Source organism: Halalkalicoccus sp. CGA53 (genome assembly GCF_036429475.1).
Classification (GTDB): Archaea; Halobacteriota; Halobacteria; order Halobacteriales; family Halalkalicoccaceae; genus Natronorarus; species Natronorarus salvus.
Genome location: NZ_CP144125.1, coordinates 2,847,174 through 2,865,158, shown reverse-complemented (window position 1 = coordinate 2,865,158; position 17,985 = coordinate 2,847,174). Strand labels below are relative to the sequence as shown.

Below are 17,985 nucleotides of genomic sequence, written 5' to 3'. Positions count from 1 at the left end.
CCGAACCGCCGAGCGACGCTCAGGGGGCGAGAGCGACGGCCCGTGCGGGCGAACTGGACGGTTTTTTACCCCTCGCGCGCGGAGCACAGCGCAATGAGCGTCCCGGAGTACGATTACGAGGAGGTGGGTCTGGTCGCCGGCCTCGAGATCCACCAGCAGCTCGACACCGAGACGAAGCTGTTCTGTGGCTGTCCCACCGAGCGACGAGAGCCCGAGGAGTCGACGCGTCGGTTCTTCCGGTATCTCCACCCGACGCGGAGCGAACTCGGCGAACTCGACGCAGCGGCGGTCGAGGAGAGCCGCGTCGAGCGGCGTTTTACCTACCTCGCCTACGACACCACCTGTCTCGTCGAGGAGGACGACGAGCCGCCGGGCGAACTCGACGCCGAGGCGCTCGAGACGGCGCTCGAGGCGGCGCTGCTGATGGAGATGCGACCGGTCGACCAGCTCCACGTTATGCGAAAGATCGTCGTCGACGGCTCGAACACCTCGGGCTTCCAGCGCTCGGCGCTGCTCGCGATGGGTGGCGAGATCGAGACGAGCGACGGGCCGGTCGGGATCGAGGACCTGCTGCTCGAGGAGGAGAGCGCCGGGCGGATCGAGGAGACCGACGAGGGCGTCGTCTACAGCCTCGACAGGCTGGGGATCCCGCTGGTGGAGATCGGCACCGCCCCGGACATCGGATCGCCCGAACAGGCCAGGGAGGCGGCGGAGACGATCGGGATGCTGCTGCGGTCGACGGGGAAGGTCAAACGCGGGCTGGGGACGATCCGACAGGACGTGAACGTCTCGATCGCCGACGGCGCCCGCGTCGAGGTGAAGGGCGTCCAGGACCTCGCGGGGATCGAGGAGCTCGTCCGTGGCGAGGTCCACCGCCAGCGGCGGCTGCTCGAGGTCGCGGAGGTACTCCGGGAACGGGAGGCGTCCGTCGACGATCCGGTCGAGGTCGGGGCCGTCTTCGCGGGGACCGACAGCGGCGTCATCCGGGGTGCGCTCTCGTCCGGAGGGACGGTGATGGCCGTCCGCCTCGCCGGCTTCGACGGGCTCGTCGGTGCCGAGATACAGCCGGATCGACGGCTCGGCACCGAGCTCTCGGACCACGCCAAGCGCCACGGCGCGGGCGGGATCTTTCACACCGACGAGCTGCCGGCCTACGGCGTGACGGGCGCGGAGGTCGAGGAGCTACGTGAGGCGGTCGGCGCCGGTCCCGACGACGCGGTGGCGATCGTCGCGGACGAGAACGAGATCGCGAGGCAGGCGATCGACGCCGTCGGGGAGCGAGCCGAAACGGCGATAGAGGGCGTCCCCGAGGAGACCCGTGGGGCGAACGAGGACGGAACGTCGAGATACCTCCGTCCGCTGCCCGGCGCGGCACGAATGTACCCCGAGACGGACGTGCCTCCCGTCGAACCGGACGCGAGCGAGGTGGCGATCCCCGAACTGCTCACCGAGCGGGCCGAGCGCTACGAGAGTGAGCTGGGACTGGACGCCGGGCTCGCCGAGCAGGTCGCATTCGGCAGGAAGATGCCGCTGTTCGAGCGCGTCGTGGCCGATGGGGTAGACCCCACGCTGGCCGCGGGGACGCTCGAATCCACGCTGACGGAGCTCCGCCGGGACGACGTGCCCGTCGAGACGCTCTCCGAGGACCAACTCGCCGGGACGCTCGCGCTCGCCCGCGACGGCGACCTCCCGAAGGGGAGCGTCGGCGACCTGCTCGCGGCGCTCGCCGGGGCCCCGGAGCACACCCCCGAGGAGGCACTCGAACGCGAGGGCCTCGGCGGTGCCTCGGACGACGAGGTCCGCGAGGCCGTCCGCGCGGTCATCGAACGAAACGCCGACCAGGTCGAATCCGAGGGGATGGCCGCCTTCTCGGGGCTCATGGGCGAGGCGATGGGCGCGCTCGGCGGGAAGGCAGACGGCGAGGTCGTTTCGACGGTCCTCAGAGAGGAGATCCGGGAGCAAGCGGGCTGATAGGGATCGTCGTAGCCGACCCGACCTCTCGTACGGACTGCCGTAAGTCGTTTCCGACGTAACCGCACACCGTCTGCGGTTGCACCGCTAACCAGTTACAGCAGTCCGTATCAGGCACACCTGTCACCGGTGTCGTTCGATTCGGGATCGAAGCAGTACGAACTCCTACGACGGTCCCTATGATACGGACCGCTGTCCCCGTCGACCGCCCGGACCGTCGACCGCCCGGACCGATACCTACCACTCGGCCCGACCGGGACGGACGGGGGGCAGTGGATAAGTGTACCGAACGTTCTTCGGCGCGAGCCCGCTACACCCCATGATGACGCTCACGTTCGAGGATTTCTCGCCCGGTGATACCTTCTCCGGCGGGGGGTACGAGATGACCGAAGAGGAGGTCCGATCGTTCGCCGAGGCGTACGACCCACAGCCGTTTCACACCGATCCGGTCTTCGCCCGCGAGGAGTCGATCTACGGCGGGCTGATCGCGAGCGGCTGGCACACGGCCGCGGTGACGATGCGCCTGCTCGTCGACTCGCTCCTCTCCGAGACCGCGAGCCTCGGCGCGAGGGGCGTCGACGAACTCCGGTTTCCCCGGCCCGTGCGGCCGGGGGACGTGCTCTCGATCGAGACGGAGGTCCTCTCGGTGGAGCCGGAGACCGACGAGCGAGGGCTGGTTCGAGCGCGAACGGAGACGAGAGACGGCTCCGGCGAACTCGTGTTCTCGATGGTCGGGCTGGTGATGGTCGCACGGGAGGTCGCTCAGTCGCGGTCGTCCCGGGATCCGCTCGGTGCTGATCGGTTGCCGTAGGCCACCTCCGCGGCGCGCGTACAGCGACGGACGACGCCGTGGAGCGTGCGGATCTCGCGGTCGGTCGGATGTGCCCGACCGAGGATGCGGCGGACCATCCTGATCGTCTTCGGCCGTTTTCCCTCGGGGTACTCGATCGCTCGCAGCAGCGAGTCGACGTTCGTGTAGAGCTGTTCGATCTCGCGTTCGTCGGCGCGGTCGTAGGTTGGGGGGAGCTGGTCGCGCGAGAGCGCGAGGTCGCGGAGTTCGTAGAGCGCGACCGTCGCGGCCTGTCCGAGGTTCAGGACCGGATACTCGGGGTTCGCCGGGATCGAACAGACCTCGTCGATCCGCGCGAACTCCTCGTTCGTGAGGCCGATTCGCTCTCGGCCGAAGACGAGCGCCGTCGGCGCGTCGAGGGCAGCGAGCCGGTCGCGTAGCTCCGCGGGCGTCGAGAAGGGGTATCTGACGTGTTTCGTCGCGTCCTCGTTGGTCGTCGCGGTGAAGCCGACGGTGTGGTACCCGGTCACGAGCTCCTCGAACGCGATCTCCTCCGCGTTCGGGAGGACGTCCTCTCTGGCGTGGCCCGCGAAGCCGTACGCCTCGCCATCCTCTGCCAGCTCTGGCGGGTCGACCAGCAGGAGTTCCGAGAAGCCGAAGTTCTTCATCGCCCGGGCGATGGTGCCGACGTTCCCGGGCGTCTTCGCGCCGACGACGCAGACGGTCGGTACCCGACTCATTCGCCTTTCGGGTACTCGCGGCCGAACTCGCGGATGTCGACCCGTTTCCCGTCCTCCGGGGCGTCGATCGCCCGTTCTCCGGTATCCGGAACCGTCGGGTCCGGTATCTCCTCGAACGAGGCGGTGTCGACGTGGTCCATACCCCCGTAGCCCTCCGGCGCGCGCTCGCCCCCGGCGAACCACTCGTGGAACGCCCGCTGGAGTTCCTCCTCGCCGGCGTACTCGCTCCCGCCCTGCTCGCGGAACCAGTAGAGGAAGTCGGCTTCGTGCTCGGCACAGACGACGACCTCGTGTCCGGGTTCGCCGTAGACCACCTCGGCGACCTCACACTTCTCCCGCTCGGCCTCGCCGTGGATCAGCCAGCAGGCGTTACACGGCGCGTTGACGAGGATCGCGAGCCGCGAGAGACGCTGTCTGTCCGCCTTCGGGATCTCCTCGCGCGGCTTGAACTCCCCCTCCTCGTCGAAGACGGCCGCCTCGTCGAAGCGCCACCCTCGCAGCCCGATGCTGACCTTGTCCATACGGGTCGGAGGGAACGAGCGGATAAAAGCCGCCTGACCCGCGGCCGGGTCCCGATGTCGCTATCGCACCGCCTATGCCCGCGCGGTCCTCAGCCCCCGTATGAGAACGGTGGACGCGGCGGGGCTCCCGATCGGCGACGACCACCCCCCGCGGATCATGGGCGTACTCAACGTGAGCAGCGAGTCGCCGTACGACCCGAGCGTCTTCTCCGACCCGGGCGAGGCCGCCGCGTACGTCGACCGCGCACTGATCGACGAGGGTGCCGACATCGTCGACGTCGGCCTCGAATCCGCGAACAAGCGCCTCGAGGTACTCCCCGTGGAGGGCGAACTCGAACGGCTCGACACCGCGTGCGAGGCGATCGAGTCGGTCTCGGGAGACGCGGTCTTCTCGATCGAGACCCGCTACCACCAGGTCGCCGCGGCGGCGCTCTCTCGCGGGTTCGACATGGTCAACGATGTCTGTGGCTTCGCCGACCCCGAGATGCCCAGGGTCTGTGCGGAGTACGACGTCGCGGTCGCGAAGATGGCCTCGCCGCCGGACCTCGAACGACCCGGCGCGGTCGAGCGCGTCGACGACATCTACGAGGCGCTCTCGCTGAACGGCTTCACCGAGAAGACGATCGTCGACCCCGCCTTCGGTAGCTGGTCGGAGGGGAAGACGCTCGCCGACGACAGAGAGACGTTCGACCGACTCCGCGAGTTCCGCGCACTCGGGCGGCCGATCCTCGTCTCGATCAACCGCAAGAACTTTTTACGAACGCTCGCGGGCCGCTCGACCGAGGAGGCGCTGGCGGTGAGTCTCGCCGCGACCTCGATGGCGGTCGAACGCGGCGCACACGTGATCCGGACCCACGACGTCCGCGAGACGGCCGACGCGGCGACGATCGGCCACGCCTTCACCCCCGTCCGGGCGCGATCCGAACGGGCCGAGGAGCTCGACGTCCACACCGACAGGGAGCTCGGGCGCCACCTCGCCGCGGTCGGGGCGGACTCGGCTCGTGGGCTCTCCCGGGCCTTCTCGCTCACGCTCACGGCGGACGATCGGCGAGCGCTCGCGATCGCCGCGGAGGGGATGGAGGGTGTGTCGATGTCCGACACGGAGACTACGATCCTTATCGCGACCGCTGACGACGTAGAGCGACTCTCGTCGGCGGTCGCCGCAGATTCGGCCACGCTCGGCTCGCGGCTGGAGGACCTATCGGATGACTTGTACTAAGAGAAAGCTTATGTACGACCGTCCGATACGAACGGGTGGAAGCCGAGACGGCCCCCGGGTAGGGGTATCAGGTGGTTCGTTTCGGCTCGCGACTGCGGTTCTGTGGACGCCAGCCGGTGAGCGACCGTGAACTTCGAGAGCTGGGAGCCGGTCTACGAGGCGATCCTCGACGATTTCGGCTTCGACCGGGGAGCCGACGAACGTGCCCGCGACCGTCTGGCCGACGTCGCCGAGCCGTTCGAGTTCGACCGACTCGACTGTTCCCGACGAACGGTCGCCGTCGTGGGCGCGGCGCCCTCCCTGGAACGAGAGACGGAGCTGGCCGCCGAGTGCGACGTCGTCTTCGCCGCCTCGACCGCGACGGACACGCTCCTCGACGCCGGGATCGGTGTGGACTGCATGGTGACGGACCTGGACAAGAACCCCGGGACGGCACGCGCCCTCACCCGCGAGGGCGTCCCCGTCGCGGCCCACGCCCACGGCGACAACGTTGGCGCGCTCGAACGCGAGATCCCACGGTTCGACCTGGGGAACACGGTAGCGACGACGCAGGCCGCACCGGTCGGGAACGTCTACAACGTCGGGGGGTTCACCGACGGGGACCGGGCGGCGTTCCTCGCGGACCACCTCGCAGCCGAACGCCTGCGGTTCGTCGGCTGGGAGTTCGACGACCCGTCGGTGGGTCCGACGAAGGCGAGAAAGCTCGCCTGGGCCGAGCGGCTGCTCTACTGGCTCGAATCGAGGAGAGGCGAGCGGTTTCCGGTGCTCGACGGACGGCGCTCGGGGATCGACGCGTCGGCGCTCCCGGTCTAGGGTATCAGGAGCACTTTCCCGCTCGACCGCCGGCTCTCGACGTGTGCGTGGGCGTCGGCCGCCTCCGAGAGCGCGAACGACTCTCCGAGGACGACCCTTAGCTCGCCCGAGGCGAACCCCTCGGTGAGGTCGGGCAGTGCGGAGAGCACTCGGTCGGGAGCGTGACGCATCGAGGTCCCGAGGTGGAAGCCGAGTACCGACTTCGTCTCGAAGAGCAGTCGAACCGAGTCGATGGTCCCGGGCTCGCCGCTCGCCGCGCCGAAGGCGACGAGCCGCCCCATCGGCGAGAGCGCGTCGAGGCTCCGAGAGAACGTCTCGCCGCCGACGCTCTCCAGAACGAGATCGACGCCCTCGCCGTCGGTCTCCTCCATCACGACCTCGTCGAACGCCTCCTCGGTGTACCGGATCGGGTGATCGCAGCCCAGTCGTTCGGCGAGTGCGAGCTTCTCGGGCGTACTCGCGGTGCCGAAGACCTCCGCACCGACACGTGAGGCGAGCTGTACGGCGGCGGTTCCGACGCCGCCCGCGGCCGCCTGTATCAGCACGCGTTCTCCTCCCTCGAGCCCGCCCCACTCGAAGAGACAGGCATGGGCGGTGAGGTACTGGACCGGCATCCCCGCCGCTTCCGTCGTACTCATCCCGTCGGGTAGCGGAAACAGGCTCTCCGCGTCCGCGAGTGCGTACTCCGCGTAGCCCCCACCACCGAGCATCGCCACGACCCGGTCGCCCACCTCGTACTCGACACCCTCACCCACCACGTCGACCGCTCCAGCGGCCTCCATCCCGGGGACGAACGGCGGTTCCGGGCCGCCGAGGTAGTCCCCGCGCCGCTGCATCACGTCGGCGAAGTTGAGCCCGGCGGCCTCGACGGCGATCCGAACCTCCCCCGGCCCGGGCTCTGGTCGCTCGCTCTCGACCGGTTCCACGACCTCGCTGTCTCCGTACTCGGTCACTTCGATGGCGTTCACGCTCGGACTAGCGGTGTCCGACCGATAAGGGGGGCGATAGTGAGCCGGGCGGACGCTGCGCCGGGTACGACTATCCCTCCGGGGTCCGTATCGGGTGCATGGCCGATCACCGTCTCGGACTCCGTAGCTGCGAGGACGAACACCATGACGTCGGACTGGACGTCGAGGGCGAGCTTCCACACTGGCTCGACGGCACGCTGTTCGGCAACGGCCCAGGGCTGTTCGAGGTCGGCGACCGGCCGCTGCGACACTGGTTCGACGGCTTCGCGATGCTCAGACGGTTCCGGATCCGGGACGGAGCTGTCCGCTACTCGAACCGCTTCCTCCGGAGCGAGGCCTACCGGAGCGCGCGCGAGGGCTCGCTCGCCTTCGGCGAGTTCGGGACGACCCCCCGGTTTCCACGGATCGCGGCGCTGAAACTGCTCGCGGGCGGTCCGCTCACCGACAACGCGTCGATCACCGTCCGTCACCGCGACGGGAGCTACCTCGCGGTGACGGAGACGAAGCGGGCGGTCGCCTTCGACCCGGAGACGCTCGCGACGCTCGGAACACGGGAGATCGACGCCGGTATCGAGGCGACCGGGACGCTCGCCCACGACCACTACGACCCGAGACGAGCGGAGACGATCGGTCTCGGGACGCGCCTCGGGAGCGATCCGGGCTACGTCCTCACCCGCAGACCCGACGGCGGGCGGGCCGAGGAGTTCGCCCGGATCGACGTTGAGGAGCCGGCGTACATGCACAGCTTCGCGCTCACCGACGACCACGTCGTGCTCACTGAGAGCCCGCTCCGAATCGCTCCTAACGAAATGCTTTCGGGTACCTCGTTCGCGGAGACGTTTCGGTGGCACCCGGACGGGCGAACGCGGTTTCTCATCGTCGACCGCGACAGCGGCACGCTCGTCGCCGAAGCCGAGACGGACCCGTTCTTCACCTTCCACCACGCGAACGCCTTCGAGGAGGACGGAGAGATCGTCCTCGACTGTGCTGCGTTCCCCGACGGCCTGGTCGTTGGCGCGCTCTCGCTCGCGCGGCTCAGACGCGGCCGTCCCGACCTGCCGGGGGCCGAACTCCGCCGGTACCGGATCGACGTCGCGACCGAGCGGGTGGGGAAAGAGACGCTCCACCCCGGGCCGTTCGAGTTCCCGACGTTCGACTACCCGCACCGGAACGGCCGCACCTATCGGTATCTCTACGGCGTCGGTCGCGGCCGCGGGGCGGCGTTCGACGACCGGGTCCTGGGCGTCGACCTGGAGACGCGGGAGGCGCGTCACTGGTCGGACGAGCGGTGTTACCCCGGGGAGCCGCTTTATATACCTGGCCCGGGCGACGCCGAGAACGACGGCGTCCTGCTCTCGGTCGTACTCGACGCTCGGGAAGAGCGCTCGTTCCTGCTCGTCCTCGACGCCGCGACGATCGAGGAGCGCGCCCGGGCGTGGCTGCCCCACGCGCTCCCCTTCGGCTTCCACGGCTCCTTTTTCCAAACGGGCGAGACGCGAGTGCCGTCGATGGCCTAAGGGGAGAGCGCGTCGATCGTCTCCTCGATCTCCTCCGGCGTCGCCCCCCGTGGGAAGCTCATCGCCACTCGATCGAGGCCGTCGATCGCCTCGAATCGCGAGAGACACTCCCTCGCCTCTTCGGGAGTCCCGGCGGCGGAGACGTCGTCGAGCAGATCGTCCGAGATCAGCGACAGTGCACGCTCACGGTCGCCCGATCCCCAGGCGGCGGCGATGGCGTTGGCCTCCTCCTCGTAGCCCTGTCGGGCGAGCGACTCGCGGTAGTAGGTGCCCATCGCGCCGACGTAGAAGCCGAGGTGTTCGCGCGCGAGGGTGCGCGCCCGCTCGCGATCGGAGAGCGCACAGCAGGCGAGCGAGAGCGTCACCCGCAGCTCCTCCGGATCCCTCCCGCCGAGGTCCCCCCCACGTCGGAGATCAGCGAGGCGCTCTTCCAGTCCCTCGGGCGTGAAGACGATGGCGTGCCAGCCGTCGGCGAACCGCCCGGCGAGTTCGACGGACTTCGGGCTCAATCCTGCGGCGTCGATTCCCGGGGGCTTTTCGGGGGGGTCACACCGGAGACGAAAGCCCGACAGCGTGAACAGTTCGCCGTCGTACTCGACCGGCTCGCCGGTGAGCACCTGCCGGACGATCTCTATGTACTCGCGGGTACGCCTGAGCGGGCGGTCGAACGAGGCGCCGTGCCAGCCGCCGATCACCGCCGGGCCGCTCGGGCCGAGCCCGAGGCGGAACCTGTCCCCCGAGAGTTCGGCGAGCGTCGCGGCGGTCTGGCCGACGAGTGCGGGCGAGCGCGAGTAGACGGGGAGGATGCTCGCGCCGATCCCCACCCTCTCGGTCCGTTCGGCGAGGACGGCGAGCGTCGTCACCGCGTCGCGGCCCCACGTCTCGGGGAGCCAGACGTGGTCGTATCCCGCTCGCTCTGCTCGCTCGCCGTAGCCGACGAGCCTGTCGAGGGTTGGCTGTGCCGCGACCGGGAGGTGGAGGTCTCGTTCGCTCACGTGCAGACGTCTCGGCGTCGACTGATAAATCGCGGCGATCACCGGCCGACTTTTCACCCCCGCGTCCCTCGTGTCGGTATGGGGATCACGCTCTATCAGCTAGAGGGCTGTCCGTACTGCGAGGACGTGGCGGACCGCCTGGACGAGGTCGGCGTCGAGTACGAGACGGTCTGGACCGAGGCGTTACACTCCGATCGGGACGAAGTCAGGCGGATCTCGGGCCAGCGCGAGGTCCCGGTGCTCGTCGACGAGGACCGCGGGGTGACGATGGCGGAGTCCGAGAACATCGTCTCGTACATCGACCGGAGCTACGTCGCGGAAGCCTGAGGCCGTCTCAGGCGCTTCTGAGGCCGTCGCTCGCCCGCTCGAACGGGTAGAGGTGGCCCGCCTCATCGCGGTAGGCGGTCTCGCCGGTGTGAAAGAGCCGGTTGCCCTCGACGGTCGAGACGGCGTCCCGGGTCCGCACCGGGTCGCCGAAGTACTCGCGGAGGATCGTCGGCCCGGTGACGACTACCTCGCCGGTGATCGACCCCACGTCGAGGGCGTCGCCCACGCCGATCGGACCCGTCTCGACCGGTGGCGCGACGGTGTACTCCTCGGTGAGCACGCTCACGTCTACTCCCAGAACCGGCCGGCCGACGCTTCCCGGTGGGGCGCCCTCGTCGGGGGCGTTCACGTGGGTGACCGTGCTCGTCTCCGACCGGCCGTAGCCGACGTGGACGCCGACGTCGAACCCACGCTCGGCCGCCTCGCGTTCCTCGGCGGTGAGCGACCCGCCCACCGAGAGACAGAAGCGGAGGGCGTTCGGCTCTCCCCCCTCGACCGCGAGCGCGTCGCGAACCATCGCCGGGGTGACGTACCAGAGGGTGATCGGCTCGGTCGAGAGCGCCCGGATCGCCTTCTCGGGGCTCCACCGGCCGGTCGGTCGGTAACACGCGCCCGCCAGCATCGTCGGGAAGAGCGCGGTCGTGAGGCCGAAGGCGTGCCAGAGCGGGTACGAACCGAGGTTTCGGTCCGTCGGGTCGATCCCCCCGGGGACGATCGCTCCCGCGACGGCCGCCGCTGCGAGGATGTTGCCGTGCGTGAGGACCACTCGACGCGAGAGTCCGGACTCGACGTCCACCTGGGCGAGCAGCGCCGGGTCCTCCGCGCCCCGGGGACGAACCGGGGCCGTTCGATCCGAGAGCAGTCCCGAGAAACTCCCCTCGACCGTCTCGTCGCTCCCGACGGTGACGACCGGGACCGCGGTCCGACCCCGGAGTGCCCTCGCGTCACCGTCGTGGGCGATCACGAGGTCCGCCCCGACGTCGTCGAGGCTGGCAGCGATCGCGGAGGGCGACTGGCGCGGGCCGAACGGGACGAGCACCCCGCCCGCGCCGAGCGTCCCGAGCGCGGCGACCACGAACTGCGGCAGGTTCGAGAGCGCGAGGCCGACGCGGTCGCCGGGACCGATCCCCCGTGCCTCGAGGCCGGCCGCGAACCGCCGGACCACGGAGAGGAGCTCCTCGTAGCTCGTCTCCCGGTCCTCGTGGGCGAGTGCCGGTCGCTCGGCGTACGTGGCCGCGGACTCGCCGAGACGCCCGACCAGGTTCGTCATCGAGCACCGTCGGGACCGAGGTGACTTAAAGGGTGGGCCGGATTCACTCGATCGAGGCGGGCGGACGGTACCGTCTCCCGCTCGCCGATGGGGACGGAGCGGCCTTCTGGAGGGCGGTCTCGGCGACGTTCGCGCCGTAGTCGCCGATCCGGGTGAGCGAGTCGACGACCAGCCCCAGGTGCTGGGCGTCGACGGGGTCGATCTCTCGGAGGTGGTCGTCGATCGCCCGTGCGTGCCCGTCGATCTCCTGCGCGCGCGCGAGCGTCTCGGAGGCGAGTTCGGTCGCCCGCTCGTCGTCGTCGACGAGGAAGGCGTCCATGGCGTTCTCGACGACCGCCGTCGCCTCCGCCTCGAGCGCTCGGAACGGCTCGTCGATCCCCTCGGGCAGGTCGTCGAGCTCGCCGACGTGGTGGCCGATCTTCACGGCGTGATCGGCGATCCGCTCGATCTGTCTGGCACAGGATCGGTAATCGAAACAGGTCCCCCGGTCGACGTCGAGCTTCGCGGCCGCCCGCGGGTCACGGAGTGCCGCCCGGAACATCCGCGAGGTGACGTACCAGAGCCGGTCGACGTCGTCGTCGCGCCCGATCACGTCGCGGGCGAGCGAGGCGTCGCCGTCGATCAGCGCCTCGATGACGTCCGCGAGCATCGAGAGCGCGATCAGTCGCATCCGCATCACGGTGTTGTGGATCGAGAGCTCCGAGGAGTCGAGGAAGTCCCGGAGGACGATCCGGCCGTCGGTCTCGGTGCTCACCTCGAAGCCGACGAGCCCGTTCGTCACCGAGCGGACCGCCCGCCGCTGTGCGGGCGTGATCGGCTCGGCCTCGAGGACGATCTCGGGGAAGCCGTTGACGTAGAGGGTGATCACGCGGCTGACGAGCTCGGTCTCCTCGACAGCGGAGATGTCGACGGTCGCGACCTCCTCCGGGGTGTTGTCGTTCGGCGTCGCGATCAGCGAGTCGGCATCCTGGAAGAAGGCGAGTTCCGTCCCGGCCTCGATTCCCAGTCCGCTCGCCCACTCCTTCGGAAGCGAGACCGTGAACGTCGATCCGCCCGTGATCTGGACCTTTCGAACCTCCATGCGCGTCGTTCGCACCGCCGATACATAAGCCTGTCCAAAAGTATATAGTAGCATCGGAGACGTCGTTCGAGTCGAACCGTTCACCGTCTTCCCGAGAGATACGAACCGTATATCGAGCCAGTGGGTCTCGCTCCCGAGAGCTACTCGCGTGACCCGTCGAACCGCCCCTATCACCCAAATCGGCACGAGAGCCGTTTCTGACACGCTCGAGGGGTTTTTGTGAGAACGCGGTCGACGGATGATCGACTGTCAGTACCTTCCAGCGCATAGCGATACGCCCGTACCGTTACTGATATTTTTTGCCCGTAGGTCTATATACTTCTCTTAGCAGTTTACTTATGAGATCCACTCATCCGCCTAAGCGATGGCACACGACCCATCGCGGATCACGGGTAGCACCTCGCGCCGAGCGTTCGTCACGGCCGCTGGCGCGGCGAGCGCCTTCGGCCTCGCCGGCTGTATGGATACCCTCGAGAGCGCGGCCGTCTCGTCGGCCGCGATCAACACGGTCGCCGTCGAGAGCGACCAGGACGGGGAGTTTTATCACCCCACTCAGGAGAACCTCGAGAGCGGGGTCTACTCGCCGTTGACGCGTCCGCTGTTCATCTACGTGAGCCACGCGAGCCTCGAGGAGAACCCCGATCTGATCGGCTCGTTCGTCCAGTTCTACTTCGAGGGCCAGCACGACTTCGCCCGCGAGACGGGCTACTACGCGGCGACCGACGAGGTCCGCGACGGGAACGTAGAGGAGTTCCAGGCCGTCCTCGACGACCTTGGGGTCGATCCCGATTCGGCGAACGCCGAGGGCACCGTCGAGTGCTCGGGTTCGAACACGGTCGCGCCGGTCACCGACGCGGCCGGGGAGGACTTCGAGGCCGAACACGGGGGCGTGACCGTCGCGGTCAACCCCGAGGGAACCGGTGCCGGATTCGAGGACTTCTCGACCGGTGGCTCCGATATCCAGAGTGCGAGCCGCGAGATCCTCGACGAGGAGGCCGAGCAGGCCGAGGAGAACGGCGTCGAGTACAGCCACTACGAGATCGGCTGGGACGGGCTCTCGGTCGTCAAACACGCCGAGAACGACTGGATAGAGGAGATCACCCTCGACGAACTCCACGAAGTCTGGCGCTTCGAGTCCGAGATCACACAGTGGAGCGACATCCGTGACGACTACCCGGACGACGAGATCGAGCTCTGGGGCCGCGACGACGACTCCGGGACGTTCGACTACTTCACGCGCGAGATCAACGGCGAGATCGGCTCGATCCGCACGGACTACAGCGCCCACACCGACACCGGCTCGATCATGGAGGGGGTCGCGGAGAACCAGTACGCCTTCGGCTGGGGTGGCGTCGGTTACTTCACCGAACTGGGCGGGACGCCCGGCAAGGCGATCGAGGTCGAGGAGACCGACGACGAAGACGAGTAGAGAGTCGGATCTAGATGAGCACGGACACCACCACCGACCCCGGCCCTGGGATCACCGGCGACGTCGCGGCCGCCGATCAGCGACGCGATCGGCTGATCCGCCGGCTCCTCTTCGGCTGCACGTCGATCACGGTGCTGACGACGATCGCGATCTTCGTCGTGCTGTTCGACAACACCTGGGGCTTCTTTTTCGACGCCACGTTCTCGCAGTGGCTCCTTTACTCGCTGGCGGGGCTGAGCGCCGAGGGGTTGACTCAGCGGGTGACGTTCGGCGAGTTCTTCTTCGACACCGAGTGGCGGCCCTCGCACGCCGACGACCCGCGGTTCGGCATCCCGACGCTGATCTCGGCGACGCTGTTGATCACCGTCGGTGCCGCGTTCGTCGCCATTCCGATCGGGACCGCGGCGGCGCTCTACCTCTCGGAGTACGCGAGCGCGCGTACGAGGAGGTACCTCAAGCCGACGCTCGAGGTGCTCGCGGGGGTGCCGACGATCGTCTACGGCTTCTTTGCGGTCTCGTTCGTCACGCCGGTGTTGCTCCGGTCCGTCTTGGAGATGTTCGGTATCTCCATCGGTCGGAACAACGCGCTGTCGGCGATGGTCGTCGTCGGGATCATGACGATCCCGATGGTCGCCTCGATCTCCGAGGACGCGATGCAGGCGGTCCCGGACGACCTGCGAGACGGCGCGTACGCGCTCGGCGCCTCGAAGTACGAGGTGTCGACGAGCGTCGTCCTCCCCGCGTCGATCTCGGGCGTGTTCGCCTCCTACATCCTCGCGGTGAGCCGCGCGATCGGCGAGACGATGGCGGTCACCCTCGCGGCGGGTGCGACGGCGACGTTCGTTGCCAGCCCGCTCGCGGAGGTCCAGACGATGACCGCGTACATGGTGACGACGATGCGCTCGACGGCGAGCGTCGGTTCGGTCACGTATCAGAGTCTCTTCGCCGTCGGGCTGGTGCTCTTCCTGATGACGCTCGTCGCGAACCTGATTAACGACTATATCAAGCGGCGGTATCGGGAGGTCTACCAGTGAGCCCCGTCGTACTGCCGGGGTTCGCCGGCTCCGACCCGACCGGTTGGGGGATCCGATGAGCACCGATACCGACTCGGGGGTCCTCTCGGAGATCGATCTGACGTGGGTGAAACGAAAGGAGTTCCTCTTCCACGCGACGCTGTTCCTCGCGTCGGTCTTCGGTGTGGTGATGCTCGGGCTGCTCGTCTTCGATGTCCTGTTCGAGACCGCGGTGGGGCTGCTCGTCCACGGCATCGACGTCACCACCTTCCTCGCCAGCGGTGCCTCCCGCGACTGGGAACAGGCAGGCTTCTTGCCCGCGATCATCGGCTCGGTCTGGCTCGTCCTCCTGACACTGGTATTCTCCTTTTTCCTCGGGGTCTCCACCGCGACCTACCTGGAGGAGTACGCGCCGAACAACCGGATCGTCCGCCTGGTCGAGGCGAACTTGACGAACCTCGCGGGGGTGCCGTCGGTCGTCTACGGGCTGTTGGCGCTCGGGGTGTTCGTCAACGGGCTCCGGCTGGGCTCGATCCTGCTCGCCGGCTCGATCGCGCTCGCGCTGCTGGTCGTTCCGATCGTCATCGTCGCGAGCCAGGAGTCGTTGCGTGCCGTCCCGAGCGGGATGCGCGACGGCTCGCTCGCGACGGGGGCGACCCGGTGGCAGACGGTCCGGGGCGTCGTGTTCCCGGCTGCCCTGCCCGGGATCGTCACCGGGACGATCCTCGCGCTCGCCCGGGCGATCGGCGAGACGGCGCCGCTGATCATGGTCGGGGCGGTGCTCCAGGCACGGCAGACGCCCGACCCGTTCTCGCTGTTCGGGTCGATGCCGACGATGATCTACTACTGGGCGTTCCGCCCGGTCACCGAGTTCCACAACCTGGCGGCGCTCGGCATCCTCGTCCTGCTGACGATCCTGGTCGGGATGTACGGCGTCGCCTTCTTCGTCCGAAACAGATACGAAACGAGGCTCTGACATGGCAACAGGAGAGAACGAACGGCTGATCTCGACGGAGGTAACGAGCAGGGAGACCGAGCGATCGGCGCGGGCCGACGAGACGATCCTGGAGGCGGCCGACCTCGACGTCTACTACGGCGAGGAGCAGGCGCTCCTGGATGTCTCGATCGAGATCCCCGAGAAGAAGGTCACCGCGATCATCGGCCCGTCGGGCTGTGGGAAATCGACGTTCCTGCGGTGTATCAACCGGATGAACGACCAGATCGAGGTCTGTCGCGTCGAGGGCGATCTCCGATTTCGGGGCAAGAACGTCTACGATGACGACGTCGACCCGGTGGCGCTCCGTCGGAAGATCGGGCAGGTGTTCCAGAAACCCAACCCCTTCCCGAAGTCGATCCGGGACAACGTCGCCTACGGGCTGAAGGTTCAGGGCAAGCCCGCGACCGACGACGACGTCGAACGAGCCCTTCGAGGTGCCGCCCTCTGGAGCGAAGTCGAGGGTAAACTCGACTCCTCCGGACTCGATCTCTCCGGCGGGCAGCAGCAACGCCTCTGCATCGCCCGCGCCATCGCGCCCGATCCGGAGGTAGTCCTGATGGACGAGCCGACGAGCGCACTCGACCCGGTCGCGGCGTCGAAGATCGAGGACCTGATCGCCGAACTCGCACGCGAGTACACCGTCGTGATCGTCACGCACAACATGCAGCAGGCCGCCCGAATTTCGGATAAAACGGCCGTGTTCCTCACCGGCGGCGAACTCGTCGAGTTCGACGACACGACGACGATCTTCGAGAACCCGGCGAACCAGGAGGTCGAAGACTACATCACCGGCAAGTTCGGGTGAGTCGATGAGCCGCTTCGCGTACCGCGCGCAGCTGCGTGCCTTACGCGAGGAGCTGCTGGCGATGAGCGACCTGGTCTGCGAGGCGCTCCAGCGCGCACTCAACGCCCTCGAAGAGCGTGACGAGGGGCTCGCACAGCGAGGATCGATGGCGACGACGAGATCAACGAACACTATCTCGAGATCGAAGGTCGCTGTACCGAACTGATCGCCCGTCAGCAGCCGGTCGCAGGCGACCTCCTGTTCGTCGTCGCGACGTTCAAGATCAGCACGGACCTCGAACGGGTCGGCGACCTCGCGGCGAACCTCGCTACCTACGCCATCCGGGGAGAGCGCCACGCGTACCCCGAGGTCGACGCCGGGACGATCGGGAGACACGCGCTCGCGATGGTCCGCGAGGCGGTGGTCGCCTCCGCGGAGGAGGACGCCGAGGCCTGCTACGCGGTCGCCGAGTGCGACGCGGAGATCGACCGTCTCTGCGAGGAAGCCAACGGGATCGTCGTTCGCGACCTGCTCGCGGAACGGGGTTCCGACGAGTCGGCGGAGAGCCTGCTGGCCGACGTCTCGCGGCTCTTCCTCACGATCCGGGACCTCGAACGAATCGGCGACCACGCGGTGAACGTCACCGCGCGCACGCTCTACATGGTCGAGGCGGACGACGGACTGCTCGCTTGAGCTACGGGGGTAATCGCTCGCGACGATACCGACCTCCGGGAGTCACAGAAATGGATAGAATTGAACTTTAATTACAATACTGTGGCTGGGATCAGGCACCGGGGACGGGAGCGAGCGTCACTGCGTAGAACGCGACGACCGAGAGCGTTCCGACGGCGACGAGCATCACGAGCCAGGTAAGAGACCCGTTTCGAACGATCGCAGCGGGGTCGACGAGCAGCTCCCTCGTGGGCGGGAGAGTACTCGTCCGGAGGATCGCGAGTTCGAGGCCGAACAGGGTCGCCGTCGCCGCGGCGGAGACCATGCAGAACGGACAGATCGCCCCGATCACGCCGATCTGGAGGTAGACGAAGACTGCCGATGCGAACACGCCGCTCGCGGTGACCGGGGTGAGCAGTTTCACGAGGAACGGGTGACGGGTCTCGAACCACAACCCGGCCAGAGCGATCGTCGTCAGGTAGTAGAACGCCCCGAACAGCGCGAGCGGCACGCCGAAGAGGTAGGCGTACTCGCTCGTGATCACGAGCATGCTCCCGCTCGGTTCGACTCCCGCCGGCAACGGGAGCGCCCAGATGTGGATCCCGGTGAGGAAGACGCTCACGAGCCAGCCGACCGCCGCGACGGCCGTGAAGAGGCCGAACAGCGTCGCGACCCGGTCGGCGTAGCCCCAGTCGGGTTCGTGTGGACGAGTGGTGACGGATTCGGTTACCATGCAGGTAGACGGAGTGGGTGAGGCGCGATAAGTATTGCGTACTCAACCCAATTTAACGAACAACCGATGGTGGCTTCTCTCCTGTGCCGAGGGTCCGCCGCCGGTAGCGTCGGAGCGGTACGTTCACGCCCCGGTCGGTCCAAGT

The 17,985-nt window shown here is 68.1% G+C and carries 17 protein-coding genes and 1 pseudogene; 11 read left to right on the top strand and 7 right to left on the bottom strand.

Annotation, left to right across the window (positions count from 1 at the left end):
* The first annotated feature begins 93 nt into the window (after window positions 1-93).
* Window positions 94-1,971: a Glu-tRNA(Gln) amidotransferase subunit GatE gene (gatE, locus tag V2L32_RS16525; RefSeq protein ID WP_331233614.1), complete on the top strand. Its 1,878-nt coding sequence runs from the start codon at window positions 94-96 to the stop codon at window positions 1,969-1,971.
* 322 nt (window positions 1,972-2,293) lie between these two features.
* Window positions 2,294-2,782 (top strand): MaoC family dehydratase, encoded by a 489-nt coding sequence (locus V2L32_RS16520; protein WP_331233613.1) that lies wholly within the window; start codon window positions 2,294-2,296, stop codon window positions 2,780-2,782.
* Here the strand turns inward: V2L32_RS16520 and V2L32_RS16515 are convergent.
* Window positions 2,734-3,501, bottom strand: coding sequence for an RNA methyltransferase (locus V2L32_RS16515; RefSeq protein WP_331233612.1), 768 nt, complete (start codon window positions 3,499-3,501; stop codon window positions 2,734-2,736). The genes V2L32_RS16520 and V2L32_RS16515 overlap by 49 nt on opposite strands.
* Complete coding sequence (locus V2L32_RS16510) at window positions 3,498-4,022, bottom strand: hypothetical protein (protein WP_331233611.1); 525 nt, start codon at window positions 4,020-4,022, stop codon at window positions 3,498-3,500. The genes V2L32_RS16515 and V2L32_RS16510 overlap by 4 nt, the downstream gene beginning before the upstream one ends.
* A gap of 100 nt (window positions 4,023-4,122) precedes the next feature.
* On the opposite strand from V2L32_RS16510, the gene V2L32_RS16505 reads away from it, so the two are divergent.
* Together V2L32_RS16505 and V2L32_RS16500 are read left to right on the top strand one after the other, a co-directional pair.
* The gene (locus tag V2L32_RS16505; RefSeq protein ID WP_331233610.1) at window positions 4,123-5,241 is read left to right on the top strand and encodes a dihydropteroate synthase; all 1,119 of its coding nucleotides are present in this window, start codon (window positions 4,123-4,125) and stop codon (window positions 5,239-5,241) included.
* A 126-nt stretch (window positions 5,242-5,367) separates the two neighbouring features.
* Window positions 5,368-6,054: a 6-hydroxymethylpterin diphosphokinase MptE-like protein gene (locus tag V2L32_RS16500; protein WP_331233609.1), complete on the top strand. Its 687-nt coding sequence runs from the start codon at window positions 5,368-5,370 to the stop codon at window positions 6,052-6,054.
* On the opposite strand, the gene V2L32_RS16495 is transcribed toward V2L32_RS16500, so the two are convergent.
* Window positions 6,051-7,022 carry a quinone oxidoreductase family protein gene (locus V2L32_RS16495; protein WP_331233608.1) on the bottom strand — a complete coding sequence of 324 codons (972 nt, stop codon included), beginning with the start codon at window positions 7,020-7,022 and terminating at the stop codon, window positions 6,051-6,053. The genes V2L32_RS16500 and V2L32_RS16495 overlap by 4 nt on opposite strands.
* A gap of 98 nt (window positions 7,023-7,120) precedes the next feature.
* Here V2L32_RS16495 and V2L32_RS16490 point away from each other — a divergent pair, with 98 nt between their 5' ends.
* Window positions 7,121-8,539 carry a carotenoid oxygenase family protein gene (locus tag V2L32_RS16490; protein ID WP_331233607.1) on the top strand — a complete coding sequence of 473 codons (1,419 nt, stop codon included), beginning with the start codon at window positions 7,121-7,123 and terminating at the stop codon, window positions 8,537-8,539.
* Here V2L32_RS16490 and V2L32_RS16485 read toward each other — a convergent pair.
* Window positions 8,536-9,534: a TIGR04024 family LLM class F420-dependent oxidoreductase gene (locus V2L32_RS16485; RefSeq protein WP_331233606.1), complete on the bottom strand. Its 999-nt coding sequence runs from the start codon at window positions 9,532-9,534 to the stop codon at window positions 8,536-8,538. The genes V2L32_RS16490 and V2L32_RS16485 overlap by 4 nt on opposite strands.
* Window positions 9,535-9,612: 78 nt before the next feature.
* On the opposite strand from V2L32_RS16485, the gene V2L32_RS16480 reads away from it, so the two are divergent.
* On the top strand, window positions 9,613-9,861 hold the full coding sequence (locus V2L32_RS16480) for a glutaredoxin family protein (RefSeq protein ID WP_331233605.1): 249 nt from the start codon (window positions 9,613-9,615) through the stop codon (window positions 9,859-9,861).
* Between the two features lie 7 nt (window positions 9,862-9,868).
* On the opposite strand, the gene V2L32_RS16475 is transcribed toward V2L32_RS16480, so the two are convergent.
* Both V2L32_RS16475 and V2L32_RS16470 read right to left on the bottom strand, forming a co-directional pair.
* Complete coding sequence (locus tag V2L32_RS16475) at window positions 9,869-11,131, bottom strand: AMP-binding protein (protein ID WP_331233604.1); 1,263 nt, start codon at window positions 11,129-11,131, stop codon at window positions 9,869-9,871.
* A gap of 43 nt (window positions 11,132-11,174) precedes the next feature.
* Window positions 11,175-12,212: a phosphate uptake regulator PhoU gene (locus tag V2L32_RS16470; protein WP_331233603.1), complete on the bottom strand. Its 1,038-nt coding sequence runs from the start codon at window positions 12,210-12,212 to the stop codon at window positions 11,175-11,177.
* Between the two features lie 364 nt (window positions 12,213-12,576).
* Between V2L32_RS16470 and V2L32_RS16465 the strand changes: the two genes are divergently transcribed.
* From V2L32_RS16465 to phoU, 5 genes and pseudogenes are all read left to right on the top strand, one after another.
* Window positions 12,577-13,641: a substrate-binding domain-containing protein gene (locus V2L32_RS16465; RefSeq protein ID WP_331233602.1), complete on the top strand. Its 1,065-nt coding sequence runs from the start codon at window positions 12,577-12,579 to the stop codon at window positions 13,639-13,641.
* A 14-nt stretch (window positions 13,642-13,655) separates the two neighbouring features.
* Window positions 13,656-14,675: a phosphate ABC transporter permease subunit PstC gene (pstC, locus tag V2L32_RS16460; RefSeq protein ID WP_331233601.1), complete on the top strand. Its 1,020-nt coding sequence runs from the start codon at window positions 13,656-13,658 to the stop codon at window positions 14,673-14,675.
* Window positions 14,676-14,730: 55 nt separating this feature from the next.
* A complete protein-coding gene (gene pstA, locus V2L32_RS16455) occupies window positions 14,731-15,630 on the top strand; it encodes a phosphate ABC transporter permease PstA (protein ID WP_331233600.1) in 900 nt (299 codons plus the stop codon).
* 1 nt (window position 15,631) lies between these two features.
* A complete protein-coding gene (gene pstB, locus V2L32_RS16450) occupies window positions 15,632-16,456 on the top strand; it encodes a phosphate ABC transporter ATP-binding protein PstB (RefSeq protein ID WP_331233599.1) in 825 nt (274 codons plus the stop codon).
* Between the two features lie 4 nt (window positions 16,457-16,460).
* Window positions 16,461-17,128, top strand: a pseudogene (gene phoU / locus V2L32_RS16445) (phosphate signaling complex protein PhoU).
* 91 nt (window positions 17,129-17,219) lie between these two features.
* On the opposite strand, the gene V2L32_RS16440 reads toward phoU, so the two are convergent.
* A complete protein-coding gene (locus V2L32_RS16440; RefSeq protein WP_331233598.1) occupies window positions 17,220-17,840 on the bottom strand; it encodes a vitamin K epoxide reductase family protein in 621 nt (206 codons plus the stop codon).
* Window positions 17,841-17,985: the final 145 nt, after the last annotated feature.